This window comes from Paraburkholderia strydomiana (assembly GCF_031456815.1).
GTDB classification, from domain to species: Bacteria; Pseudomonadota; Gammaproteobacteria; order Burkholderiales; family Burkholderiaceae; genus Paraburkholderia; species Paraburkholderia caledonica.
Genome location: NZ_JAVDVL010000007.1, coordinates 238,395 through 251,230 on the forward strand (window position 1 = coordinate 238,395; position 12,836 = coordinate 251,230).

The following is a 12,836-nucleotide window of genomic DNA, read 5'->3' on the forward strand; positions in this document are numbered from 1 at the left end:
GCGCGATCCGGAGTGTCGGGCGGACCCGCGCGAGGCAACATCTGGTAATCACTCGCGGTAAGTGCCGCGTTTTTCCGGCGTCTCGATCGCACGGGATCGGACGATCATCCGTTGCATGAAAAACCATGCATCGCGGGAATCGTCATGAAAATCGTCCGCTCCGTTCTGATCGCCGCGCTGCTGATCGCGCATTCGCCCGTTCAGGCCGCAAGTTTCAACTGCACGAAGGGCCGTTCCTTCACCGAGAAGATGATCTGCAGCGACACGGCGTTGTCGCGTCTTGACGACACGCTTGGGCAGCTCTACTGGAAAGCGCGCCGACGAGCGCCGGATCGGCGCGGCTTCATCGCCGACAGCGACAGCAAATGGGCCTGGCGCGAGGCCAATTGCCGGGACGCGGCGTGTCTCGGCACGTGGTACGCAACACGTATCGACGAGCTTCAGCAGTTGCTGGCGAGCCTCCCGACGGGCGCGCCGCCTGCGCTGGCGCAACCCCCGGAACCTGCCGATGCGTTCAAGCCCGCGCTCAAGCCCGCGCTGCCGGAGCGCTCATACAAGCCGTCCGTGCCTGCGAGTCCTACCGTCGAAACGGCAATGCGCCAATGCACGGCCGCCAATCCGGGAATCGCGATCGGCGAGCAGTGCCCGAGCGTCATCAAGCAGAACGACGGCCGGTGGAAATACCGGCCGCATGGCGGCGACTGGTTCTGCGGCATCGCGATGCTGGAGCGGAGCTAACGGCTATTCCAGAACCTGCGCTGCACGTCCATTACCTCGGACTCGACTTCGGCGACCGGGCCGATCACTTCGACGCGCTTCTGACAGTGATCGAAGACATACCGGCAATCGACGCTCATGGTCGGATTCTCGGCGTGATCTCCGGTCGCCTCCAGCAGGCGCTTCTCCGTCATGCCGAACACCACCCGGCCGATGTTCGCCCAATACATCGTGCCCGCGCACATGCAACACGGCTCGACCGACGTGTACAGCGTGCAGCTCCACAAGTACGCGGGAGTGAAGTTGAGCGCCGCCACGCGAGCGAGCACCGACTCCGCATGGTTCACGGTGTCGACGTTGCCTTGCTCCATCAACACGGTTTCCTGGTCCGGGCCGACCAGCACTGCACCGAACGGGTGATGCCCGAGCAGCGTCGCACGCTCGGCGATCCGGCTCGAATGCCGCAGATGCCGCACGATCTGCTCGTGCGTGGGCGTCAAGCCCTGCGGCGGAAAGCCAGCCGCATCGGCGCCGGCGGTTGCGCTCATCTCCCCGCTCGGAACAGTCAGACTCACGGGTGTACTCCTTTTTTTTGTCGGCAGGCTGGGAGGCTCGATGCAGTTCGCGTTACTTCGGCAGCGAGCCGTCGACGCCCTGCACGAACCAGTTCAAACGCAGCAGCTCCGCGTCGCTCAGCGACTTGCCCGCCGCAACCTTCACCGCCCCGGACTGATCCACGATCGGCCCGGCGAACGGATTGAACTTGCCCGAGATGATGTCGTCGCGCTTCTGGCTCAACGCCTTCTGCGCAGTAGGCGACACCGCTTCGGTGTTGATATCGGCGAGATCGATCGCCTTCTCTTTCAGGCCCCACCACACCGGCGCGTTGTTCCATGTGCCCGCCATGACCTGCTGCACCAGATACGTGTAATACACGCCCCAGTTGCTCACGCACGCGCCCAGTTGCGCGTTGGGCCCGAACTTCTTCATGTTCGAATCCCAGCCGAACGCGTGCACCTTCTTCTGCTCGGCGGTCTGCATGGTGGCCGTCGAATCCGTGTTCTGAATGAGAACGTCCGCGCCCTGGCCGATCAGCGTTTCGGCGGCCTGCTTCTCGCGGCCCGGATCGAACCAGCTATTGATCCACACGACCTTGACGCGCACCTTCGGGTTCACGGAGCGCGCGCCCATCGTGAACGCGTTGATGTTGCGCACCACTTCCGGCACCGGCACCGAGCCCACGAAGCCAAGCGTGTTCGACTTCGTCGTGTAACCGGCGACGAGCCCGGCGAGATAGGCGCTCTGGTAGGTGCGCACGTCATACGTCGCGAAGTTGGCCGCTTTCTTGTAGCCGGTCGCGTGTTCGAACACCGTGTCCGGGAAGTCTTTGGCGACTTTCAGTTCGAAGTCCTGGAAGCCGAAGCTCGAACCCACCACGATCTTGTTGCCCTTCGACGCGAGATCGCGGAACACGCGCTCAGAGTCTGCGGACTCGGGCACGTTCTCGATGCGTGTCACCTTGATCTTGTCGCCAAACTTTGCCTCGACCTCTTTTACGCCCTGTTCGTGCGCATAGGTCCAGCCGGCGTCGCCGGGATTGCCGAGGTAGACAAACGCAATGCCGACGGGCTGCGCGGTGGCCGCCGACGCTGCCGTTGCAGCAAACCCGAGGCTGAGGCCGAGGGTTGCGGCACATGCCGCAACGAGCGCGGTCCGGGCAGTCTTGATACGCAATGATCGATGCAGCGCTCGCGCCAGCGTTGTTTTCATGAATTCTCCGAAATCGATTAAGGGGTTCGCCTGGCGCCCGTTGGTGCGGGCAGGCCTCCAGCATAGGGGGCCATATTCCGAGGTCAATTTCAGAGGAAAAATTATTCGCTGTTATCCCGTGTATAACGGAACCGGTATTGCGCGCGGCGCGATTAACTAGTGAAGGCTCGGCGGCGACGTGTCGTCGGGGTCGGGCGCCCCGTCATCGCCCGCGGCACCGCTCTCGCCGAACAGCTCCGCGCACACTTCCCGGCCGCTGTCGCTCAGACGCGCGGTGCCGGCGCCCTCCTCGTCGAAAGTCGTCTCCACCAGACCGCTGTCGACGAGCACCGTCAACTGCCGCCGAAGCGCGCTCATCGGCACGTTGGCCTGCTTGGAGAGCCGTGCTAACGACCACGCGCCGCTGCGCATCTCGCGGCGAGGCCTCGCGTCTCCCAAGCTTTCTCGATGCGCGCGCCAAAGCTGCCCCAGCACGGCGATCAGCACCGGGTCGATTTCATCGTCATCCATTCGTGTCTCCTTCTTACTGTTTTTGTCTGTCAAGCTCTGCTGCATCAACTCGTGCAAGCGCTTCACGCCATCTGCGTCACCAGTTCGCCCAGCGTCTTCAACGCCGCCTCCGTTTGCGCAGTCCACGGGTAGCTGTAATTGAGCCGGATGAAATGGCGAAAATCGTTGCGCGTCGAAAACATCATGCCCGGCCCGACCGTAATGCTGCGCGCGAGCGCCGCCTGATAAAGGCGCATCGAATCGACACGCTCGGGCAACTCCACCCACAACACATAGCCGCCTTGCGGCGTGGAGATACGGGTGCCGGCCGGAAAGAAACGCCGCACCAGCGCGGTCATGATGCTCGCCTGCTGCCGGTAGACCTTGCGAACATGCCGCAGATGCCGGTCGTATGCATCCTGCCGCAGATAATCGGCGACCGCGACCTGCGGCACGGAAGGCGTCGTGAGCGTGTTCAAAAACTTCAGCTTCTCGACCTGCGCACGATAACGCCCCGGCAACGCCCAGCCTATCCGGTACGACGCCGTGAGGCTCTTCGAAAACGACGCGCAATGCAGCACGAGCCCTTGCCTGTCGAAGCTTTTCAATGCCGACGGCCGCGTCTCGCCGAAATACAACTCCTGATAAACGTCGTTCTCGATCACCGGAATCTGATGCGCGGCGAGCAATTCGACGAGTTGCCGCTTGCGCGCATCCGGCATCTGGAAACCGAGCGGATTCTGAAAGTTCGGCATCACCATGCAGGCGGCGATCTTCTGCCGCTCGATGACCTGCGCGAGTGCGTCGACGTCGATTCCGTCCACCGGATGCGTCGCTACCTCGATAGCGCGCATACCGAGACGCTCGATCGCGTGCAGCATCGCGTAGTAAGTCGGCGATTCGACGGCCACTGTGTCGCCCGGCTTGGCGACCGCCTGCAGGCTCAAGTTGATCGCCTCGGTGGCGCCGAGCGTGATGACGATCTCGTCCGGATCGACCGGCATGCCGTTCTCGGTATAGCGCCGGGCGATCTGCCGGATCAGCTCCGGGTTGCCGGGCGGCAGATCGTCGATCAGGTTCCAGCTCGCCTGACGGCGCGCAATCGCGTTCGCGTACTGGTTGATGCGCCGCCACGGAAATAGCGATGGATCGGGATACGGCGAGCCAAACGGTATGGCGTCGTGCGCGCGGATGCTGCGAAGCGTCGACAGAACGAGGCGGCTCACGTCGACTTCCGCGGCAACGGGCGCTACCGGCGCCGCAGGCTTGCCGCCCGCCCGCCGGGTCTCGGGCCGAAACGCGTGCAGCGCGGCTTCGCGCACGAAGTATCCGGACTGCGGGCGCGTCTCGACGATGCCGCGGCTCTCCAGCAACGCGTACGCATGCAGCACCGTCTTGATGCTCACGCCATGCTGCTGGCTCGCCTGCCGCACCGAAGGAATCCGCTCACCGGCGGCGAACACGCCCCGGCGCACGGCTTCGGTAATTTCATCGGCGAGCTTTTCGTACAGTTTCAAGGACGTGGCTCAAGGAACTAGATGGTTTGAGACGCCAGTCTATGACAAATCGCGAGCAACTGTATCCCTTCCCTTTTTGATTTTCTGTATGCTGCAGTGCGATTGGAACACAGTAGTCTTGGAACATCGGCCCGAAAAGCCATGACAAGACCACGCGCGGCAACATCATGAAAAAAACCGACACACGCAGCGAATCCGGCAGCGAACCTCGCATCGAGCCATACAAGCATCCGGCAGCGGGCTGGGGCGCGCTCAAGTACGTCGCCATCAACCTGATCAAGGAAAAGGTGACGGGCGGCAACTACCGCACGCTGCTCAAACAGAATCAACCTGACGGCTTCGACTGCCCCGGCTGTGCATGGCCCGACCGCGAGCATGCATCCACGTTCGAGTTTTGCGAGAACGGTGTAAAAGCGGTGGCCGCCGAGGCAACCAGCAAGCGCGTGACGCCCGCGTTCTTCGCGGAGCACAGCGTCGCCGAACTGATGACGCAGTCCGACTTCGAGTTGGAGCAGCACGGGCGCCTGACCGACCCGCTCGTCTATGACGCGATGCGCGACCGGTACGTGCCGATCGGCTGGGACGAAGCGTTCGATCTGATCGCGAGCCATCTGAAGCGTCTCGACGATCCGAATGAGGCCGCGTTCTATACGTCCGGCCGCGCGAGCAACGAAGCAGCGTTCCTGTACCAGTTGTTCGTCCGGATGTACGGCACCAACAATTTCCCCGATTGCTCGAACATGTGCCACGAAGCGACGAGCCGCGGCTTGCCTCACACCGTGGGCATCGGCAAGGGCACGGTGACGCTCGACGACTTCGAACATGCCGACACGCTGCTGATCTTCGGCCAGAACCCGGCGACCAACCATCCGCGGATGCTCGGTGAACTGCGCGAGTGCGCAAAGCGCGGCGCGACGATCGTGTCGATCAATCCGCTGAAAGAACGCGGACTCGAGCGTTTTGCGAGCCCGCAGCATCCAGTGGAAATGCTGACGATGGGCAGCACGAAGATCAGCTCCGTGTTCATCCGCCCGAAGGTCGGCGGCGACTTCGCGCTCATCAAGGGCGTGGCCAAGCGCGTGATCGAACTGGACGACGAGGCTCAGGCTTCCGGGCTGGAACGCGTGCTCGACGTCGCGTTCATCGCCGAACATACGGTCGGCTTCGAGGCCTTCGCCGAAGATCTGCGGGCGGAAAGCTGGGAGACCATCGTCGCCGAAGCAGGCGTGCCGTTCGAGGACGTGCTGAAGCTCGCCGACATCTACGTGAAGGGCCGCGCGGTAATCTCGACATGGGGCATGGGCCTCACGCAGCACAAGAACTCGGTGCCGACGGTACAGCTGCTGTCGAACCTGATGATGATGCGCGGCAATATCGGCCGGCGCGGCGCGGGCCTGTGCCCGGTGCGCGGACACTCGAACGTGCAGGGCGACCGCACCGTCGGCATCGAAGAGAAGCCGACGCAGGCGTTCCTCGACCGGCTCGGAGAGGCCTACCGTTTCGAGCCGCCGCGCGAGCATGGGCTCGACGTGGTCAATACGATTCAGGCGATGCTCGATGGCAAGGTCAAAGTGTTCATTGGCCTTGGCGGCAACTTCTCGATTGCGACGCCCGACACGCCGCGCACATGGGAAGCCATGCGGTCGTGCGATCTGACCGTGCATATCACGACGAAGCTCAACCGCAGCCATCTCGTGCATGGCCGCGACGCACTGATTCTGCCGACGCTCGGCCGCACCGAGATCGACTTGCAGAACGGCGTTGCGCAAGGCGTGAGCGTCGAAGATTCGATGAGCATGGTGCACATCTCGTACGGCATGAACAAACCGGCGTCGGAGAACCTGCTGTCGGAAATTGCGATCGTCGCGCGCATGGCGCATGCGACGCTCGGCAGCGACAAGGTCGATTGGCTCGCGCACGCCGCGGATTACTCGCTGATTCGCGACGGCATCGAGAAAGTAATCGACGGTTTTTACGATTACAACGAGCGGCTCAAGCGCCCGGGCGGTTTCCATCTGGGCGTCGCATCGCGCGAGCGGATCTGGAAAACGCCCTCCGGCAAGGCGCAGTTTCTTGTGCATCCCATCGCGCTCGACACGCCGATTCATCGCGCACGAGAACAGCACGGCGAGCGCCTGATGACGTTGATGACGACCCGTTCACACGATCAGTACAACACGACGATCTACGGTCTCGACGACCGTTATCGCGGCGTGTATGGACAGCGGCGCGTGCTGTTCGCCAACAAGGACGACATCGCGATGCTGGGGTTTGCCGCCGGACAGCGCGTGGACATTACGAGCGTGTGGGCCGATGGTATCGAACGTCACGCAGATGGCTTCCTGCTAGTCGAATACGACATTCCGCGCGGTTGCCTCGGCGCTTACTACCCGGAGACGAATCCGCTCGTGCCGCTGTCGTCGGTCGCGGACGGTGCGGGTACGCCCACATCAAAGTCCATTCCGGTGTTGCTCAAAGCATCGGCTGTCGAAATGGCTGAAGCGGTCGCCGCCTGAAAAAACCATGACGTGCCGCGTGTTTTCGTTTGGATCGACCGCGGCACGTATCAAGCCTGACTCTTCGCCGACTCGCGATGGGTCAGGTAAAGCCGCAGATCGAATTCGATCTGGTGGTAACCCGGCTGCATGAACTCGCAGAGGCGGTAGAACGCCTTGTTGTGCTCGCTCTCTTTTAGATGCGCGAGTTCGTGCACGACGATCATTTTCAGAAACTCCGGCGCCGCCGTTTTGAATAGCGACGCAATGCGGATTTCCTTCTTCGCTTTGAGCTTGCCACCCTGCACGCGCGAAATGCTGGTGTGCAGGCCCAATGCATGACGCACTACGTCGAGCTTGCTGTCGTAAGTGACTTTGTCGATCTGCTCCGCGCTGCGCAAATGCTCACGCTTCAATTCCGCGCAGTACGTATAGAGCGCACGATCCGTCTGGACTTCGTGCGTGTTCGGATAGCGCGCGGCGAGATAGGCGCCGAGCTGGTCGTCGGCGATCAGCTTTTTGACTTTCTCCAGCAATGCCGGTGGATAGCCGCTCAGGTATTTCAGTTGATGCATGGTCGTGGCTTTGCATGAGCGCCGCTTGAGAATGCGGAACGCTGAATGCCAAGTTTACACGGCCAGGCCAGCAACGCGCTCAAGGGCGCCAAACGGGACCATGAGGAAAGTCATGCTGGTCGAGCGAGGCCGCGTGCATTTCGATGCTGTAGCCCGGTCGCTGCGGCGGCATATAACGGCCATTGCGGATCACGACAGGATCGACGAAATGCTCATGCAAGTGGTCCACATATTCGAGCACCCGGTTTTCGAGCGACGCCGATACGCAGATGTAGTCGAACAGCGAAATATGCTGCACGTACTCGCATAAGCCGACGCCGCCCGCGTGCGGACAGACGGGCACGCCGAACTTCGCCGCCATCAGCAGTACGACGATCACTTCGTTCAAGCCGCCCAAACGGCAACTGTCCACCTGACAGAAATCGATTGCGTGCGCCTGCAGCAACTGCTTGAACATCACGCGATTATGGCAATGCTCGCCCGTCGCTACGCCGATTGGCGCAAGGCGTTGGCGGATCGCCGCGTGACCGAGAATGTCGTCGGGGCTCGTGGGCTCTTCGATCCACCAAGGGTCGAACTGCGCGAGATGCCGCATGTTCGCGATGGCTTCGTCCACATCCCACACCTGATTCGCGTCCATCATCAGCTTGCGGTCCTGACCGATCTCTTCGCGCAGGATGCGAGCGCGGCGCATGTCCTCGTCGAGATTGCCGCCGACCTTCTGCTTGAAATGCGTCCAGCCTTGAGCGACGCCTTCGCGCGCGAGCCGGCGAATCTTGTCGTCGTCATAGCCGAGCCAACCCGCCGACGTCGTATATGCAGGATAGCCGTGCGCGAGCATTTCGTTCTCGCGCTCGCTTCTGGTGGCCGCGTGACGATGCAGCATGGCGATGGCCTCCTGCGGCGTGATCGCGTCCGTCACATAGCGGAAGTCCAGGCACCGCACCAGTTCTTCCGGGCTCATGTCGACAAGCAGTTTCCACACCGGCTTGCCTTCTGCTTTTGCCCACAAGTCCCACGCCGCGTTGACGACCGCAGCCGTGGCGAGATGGATCGCGCCCTTGTCGGGACCGATCCAGCGCAACTGGCTGTCCGAGGTCAGCATGCGCCAGAAAGCGCCCATGTCCGAAGCAATCTCTTCGAGCGTTCTACCGACGACGAGCGGAGCGAGCGCCTCCACCGCCCTCACGCAGATCTCGTTGCCGCGCCCGATCGTAAATGTCAGCCCGTGGCCGGTAAGCGCGTGTGGCGAATCGGTTTCAAGCGTCACGTAGGTGGCCGAATAATCGGGCGCGGCGTTCATCGCATCGGAGCCGTCGAGCGAGCGCGAAGTCGGAAACCGGATGTCCCTGACGGACAGCGTGGTAATCGTGGTCATGTGAGCACGCTCCTCGACGGCAGTTCGTTAAGCGACGATCAATCAATCGTAGAGCACTGCTGCGATCTTCGGATCGTTCATGTTGCTCTTGTCGTACCAGTAAAAGCCGGTGTCGACTTTCTTCGGCAGCTTCTCGCCCTTGAGCGCTTTCACTGCGGAATCGACGACGCATTTACCGATCCCGATCGGGTTCTGCGTGATTGCGCCGGCCATCAACCCGGAGTTGATGTCGTCTTTTTGCTCCTTGCCGGAGTCGTAGCCGATCAGCACGAGCTTCTTGCCCGATTCCTTGACGCCGATAGCCGCGCCTTCCGCCGAACCCTCATTCGCGCCGAAAATGCCCTTGAGGTTCGGATTCGCCTGGATCATCGCCTTGGCGATTTCGGCCGACTTCAAATGGTCCCCGCCGCCGTACTGCACCGAGACGATCTTGACGTTCGGATGCTTGCTTTTCATTTCGTTGAGGAACCCGTCGCGGCGGTCGATGCCCGTGCGACTCGTCTGGTCGTGCACGATGACGCCGACTTCCCCTGCATTGCCGATCGCCTCGGCCATCTTGTCGGCGGCGAGCGCGGCTGCCGCGAGATTGTCGGTCGAGCAGGTCGTGAGCGGAATGTCGCTGTCTACGCCGGAGTCGAACGCAATGACCGGAATCTTCGCGGCCTGCGCTCTTCGCAGCAGCGGAATGGCCGCCTTGCTGTCGAGCGCGGCGATGCCGAGCGCCTGCGGTTTTTTCGCGAGCGCGGCCGACAGCATGTCGATCTGCTTGTCGACCATGGCTTCCGTCTCCGGTCCTTCGAAGGTGATTCTGACCTTGTGTTCTTTCGCGCCCTGTTCGGCGCCTGCCTTGACCGCCTGCCAGAACTGGTGCTGGAAGCCCTTGGAAATGAGCGGAATGTAGACCTCGTCCGCGTGTGCGAGATTCGCGCCGCCGACGAGCGCGCCGACGCCTATCACGACGCCGAATAGTTTGCGATTCAACATGAAATATCTCCTCCTGAGGTGTGGACCCTTCTTCTTCAGCTGTGCAGGAAGCCTTGTGGCGCCTCCCGTTGTTGATATTGTCGCGAGCGTCAGCTCTTCCTGCGTCGCAAGATGTCCGCGTAGACCGCGAGAATGATGATGAGGCCAGTCACCACGATCTGCCATTCCTGAGCAACGGACATGATGCGCAGGCCGTTGGTCAGCACGCTCATGATGAATGCGCCGATGATGGTGCCGAGTATCGTGCCCGAGCCGCCCGAAAGCGAGGTCCCGCCGATCACTACGGCCGCAATCGCTTCGAGCTCGTAACCCTGGCCGAGCGCAGGCTGTGCCGAATTCAGGCGCGACGCGATCAGCAACCCCGCAATACCGCAAATTGCGCCGCCCAGGCCGTAAATGGCGATCTTCCACCTGTCGACGTTCACGCCCGAAAGCCGCACCGCTTCTTCGTTGCTGCCGAGCGCGAACGTGTAGCGGCCAAGCGCCGTGCGATTGAGCGTGACGGAACTCACGATTGCGAGAAAGAACAGAATCAGCACTGCGTTGGGAATCGGCAGGCTCGGCACCAGATAACCGATCAACGAGTCCTGCGAAATCATGTAGAAGTTTTCGGTGTCGGTGAAATAGATCGGCTTGTCGGCCGACACGACAAGCGAGAGCCCCTTGAGCAGCAGCATCATGCCGAGCGTCGCGATGAACGGCGGTATTTTCATCTTCGCGGTGAGCGTGCCCGAAATGGTGCCGCAGATCGCGCCCGTGCCGATCGCGGCAAGCACGCCGAGCCACATCGGCAAATGCCAGTACGTGAGAAACACGCCGCAAATGACCGCGGTGAAGGTCATCAGTGTGCCGACGGACAGATCGATGCCGCCGGTGATGATGACGAACGTGGAGGCAATCGCGAGAACTCCGTTGACCGCCGTCGCCTGCAGAATGCCGAGGATGTTGTCCATCTGCATGAAAGCGGGCGACGCGAAGCTGAAAAACACCAGCAACAGGATCAGGCTTGCGAAGGCGAGCAGCTTCTGCAAAGCAGTCGGCGAGAAGATGCGGGCTCTCAGGCCGGTTAAGCGCCGCTGGCCGGTCAGCGCGGAAGAATCGGGTTGCATTGTCATAGCGTCCTCTCGCGGCTCACGCCGCTTTCAGTGTTTGGCGCTGCGTGGCCAGATGCATGATGCGCTCCTGGGTCGCCTGCTCCGCCGGGAGTTCGCCGGTGATACGGCCTTCGCACATCACGACGACACGGTCGCTCATGCGCAATATCTCCGGCAGTTCCGACGAAATCATCACGATCGCCTTGCCCTCGTCCGCGAGCGAGCGCAGCAGCTTGTAGATTTCGCTCTTTGCGCCGACGTCGATGCCGCGCGTCGGTTCGTCGAAGAACAGTACGTCGCAGTCGCGCTCCAGCCACTTCGCGATCACGATCTTCTGCTGGTTGCCGCCCGACAGCAGCCGCACTTGCTGCGCGGCGGACGGCGTGCGAATCGCGAGCAGATTGATGAAGTGGGACGCGCGGCGGCGCATCCGCGCGCGGCGCAGAAAAAAGTTGAGCGACAGGAAATTGCGCAGGTTCGACATGACGATGTTCGATTCCACATCCATGCCGGTGGCGAGCCCGAAACGCTTACGGTCCTCCGACAGATAGCCGATGCCATGCGCGACGGCGTCGCTCGGCGTTCTGATCGAGGCCTTCGCGCCCTTCACGAAGATCTCGCCGGACTCGACCGGATCGGCGCCGAACACGGCTCGCGCGACCTCGGTGCGCCCGGCGCCCATCAGGCCGGCAAAGCCTAATATCTCGCCCTTGCGCAGCGTGAAACTCACGTCCCGCACGAGCGGGCCGGCGTGGAGATTTCTGACTTCGAGCGCGATCTCGCCTTGCGACGCAGCGCGCCCGGCAGGCGCGACATCGTTCAAGGTGCGCCCGACCATCATGCCGATGATCGCCTCGACGCTCGTGTCGGCGGCGGCGACGGTGGCCACGTACTCTCCGTCGCGCAGTACGGTGACGCGATCGGCGATCTGCTTGAGCTCGTCCATCTTGTGCGAGATATAGACGACGCCGACGCCACGCTGCTTCAACTCACGGATGATGCGAAAAAGCTCGGCGATTTCGGCGTCGTTGAGCGCCGACGTAGGCTCGTCCATGATGAGCACGCGCGAGTCGAACGACAAAGCCTTGGCGATTTCGACCATCTGCTGGCTCGCAACCGTGAGGTTGCCGACCATGGCGCGCGGGTCGATATTCACATGCATGCGCGAGAGGATTTCGCGCGCCTGTGCGTTGAGCTTGTCTTCATCGAGAAAGAGGCCAAGCCGCCCGCGAGGCTCGCGGCCGATGAAGATGTTCTGGGCGACCGTCAGGTGATTCATCAGTTGGAGTTCCTGATGAATGATGCCGATGCCCGCGGCTTGCGCGTCACGCGGGCTCTGCAACTCCACCGGCTGTCCACCGAGGAGAATCTCGCCGGAATCGCGGGTGTAGACGCCGGCGAGGATTTTCATCAGCGTCGATTTGCCGGCACCGTTTTCGCCCATCAGCGCGTGGACTTCGCCCTCGACCAGGTCGAACTGAACGTCGTGAAGCGCCCGCACGCCGGGAAAGCTCTTGCTGAGCTTTTTGACGGAAATCAACGGGGTCATGGCGCGAAGCCGATGGCGAGCGAGCGGCAAACGCCCGCATCAACCCGGGAGACGGGCCGCGAAAGCGCCGGGCGGCCGGGTTTGATTCGAATGAAATCGCAACGAGAAGCCAGGCACATTGCTGGACCCCCAAACCGATGTGCGACGATTCTACGACGCGCGACGGGAGCGGCTCAAGCTCAGGCATTCCCCAGTGTGTGCAGTGCTTACGTGGTGGGGTTTGTGCACAGTTTGGGATTGGGGTGGGGGCGGCGGCGGATACCGCCAC

Annotated in this window: 11 protein-coding genes; 2 read left to right on the forward strand and 9 right to left on the reverse strand. The window is 62.1% G+C overall.

Features of this window, described 5'->3' with window-relative positions:
• The first annotated feature begins 144 nt into the window (after nucleotides 1-144).
• The gene (locus J2W46_RS20530; protein ID WP_310355754.1) at nucleotides 145-738 is read left to right on the forward strand and encodes a lysozyme inhibitor LprI family protein; all 594 of its coding nucleotides are present in this window, start codon (nucleotides 145-147) and stop codon (nucleotides 736-738) included.
• On the opposite strand, the gene J2W46_RS20535 is transcribed toward J2W46_RS20530, so the two are convergent.
• The 4 genes from J2W46_RS20535 to J2W46_RS20550 all read right to left on the reverse strand — a co-directional run bounded on the left by J2W46_RS20535 (nucleotide 735) and on the right by J2W46_RS20550 (nucleotide 4,493).
• On the reverse strand, nucleotides 735-1,265 hold the full coding sequence (locus J2W46_RS20535) for a nucleoside deaminase (protein WP_020065460.1): 531 nt from the start codon (nucleotides 1,263-1,265) through the stop codon (nucleotides 735-737). The genes J2W46_RS20530 and J2W46_RS20535 overlap by 4 nt on opposite strands.
• Before the next feature lie 79 nt (nucleotides 1,266-1,344).
• Nucleotides 1,345-2,487 (reverse strand): BMP family ABC transporter substrate-binding protein, encoded by a 1,143-nt coding sequence (locus tag J2W46_RS20540; protein ID WP_310355756.1) that lies wholly within the window; start codon nucleotides 2,485-2,487, stop codon nucleotides 1,345-1,347.
• A 156-nt stretch (nucleotides 2,488-2,643) separates the two neighbouring features.
• Nucleotides 2,644-2,997 (reverse strand): transcriptional regulator, encoded by a 354-nt coding sequence (locus tag J2W46_RS20545; RefSeq protein WP_088174781.1) that lies wholly within the window; start codon nucleotides 2,995-2,997, stop codon nucleotides 2,644-2,646.
• Between the two features lie 62 nt (nucleotides 2,998-3,059).
• A complete protein-coding gene (locus J2W46_RS20550; RefSeq protein ID WP_310355758.1) occupies nucleotides 3,060-4,493 on the reverse strand; it encodes an aminotransferase-like domain-containing protein in 1,434 nt (477 codons plus the stop codon).
• A 167-nt stretch (nucleotides 4,494-4,660) separates the two neighbouring features.
• Here J2W46_RS20550 and J2W46_RS20555 point away from each other — a divergent pair, with 167 nt between their 5' ends.
• On the forward strand, nucleotides 4,661-7,009 hold the full coding sequence (locus J2W46_RS20555) for an FdhF/YdeP family oxidoreductase (protein ID WP_310355761.1): 2,349 nt from the start codon (nucleotides 4,661-4,663) through the stop codon (nucleotides 7,007-7,009).
• A 50-nt stretch (nucleotides 7,010-7,059) separates the two neighbouring features.
• On the opposite strand, the gene J2W46_RS20560 is transcribed toward J2W46_RS20555, so the two are convergent.
• The 5 genes from J2W46_RS20560 to J2W46_RS20580 form a co-directional block, all read right to left on the reverse strand.
• On the reverse strand, nucleotides 7,060-7,563 hold the full coding sequence (locus J2W46_RS20560) for a M48 family metallopeptidase (RefSeq protein WP_310355763.1): 504 nt from the start codon (nucleotides 7,561-7,563) through the stop codon (nucleotides 7,060-7,062).
• A gap of 79 nt (nucleotides 7,564-7,642) precedes the next feature.
• Nucleotides 7,643-8,941, reverse strand: a complete 1,299-nt coding sequence (locus J2W46_RS20565) for an L-fuconate dehydratase (RefSeq protein ID WP_310355764.1) — start codon at nucleotides 8,939-8,941, stop codon at nucleotides 7,643-7,645.
• A gap of 42 nt (nucleotides 8,942-8,983) precedes the next feature.
• The gene (locus J2W46_RS20570) at nucleotides 8,984-9,925 is read right to left on the reverse strand and encodes an ABC transporter substrate-binding protein (protein WP_087752585.1); all 942 of its coding nucleotides are present in this window, start codon (nucleotides 9,923-9,925) and stop codon (nucleotides 8,984-8,986) included.
• A gap of 89 nt (nucleotides 9,926-10,014) precedes the next feature.
• Entirely contained in the window at nucleotides 10,015-11,040 is a 1,026-nt protein-coding gene (locus J2W46_RS20575; RefSeq protein WP_087752586.1) for an ABC transporter permease, read from the reverse strand.
• 16 nt (nucleotides 11,041-11,056) lie between these two features.
• Nucleotides 11,057-12,568: a sugar ABC transporter ATP-binding protein gene (locus tag J2W46_RS20580; protein ID WP_310355767.1), complete on the reverse strand. Its 1,512-nt coding sequence runs from the start codon at nucleotides 12,566-12,568 to the stop codon at nucleotides 11,057-11,059.
• Between the last annotated feature and the right edge of the window lie 268 nt (nucleotides 12,569-12,836).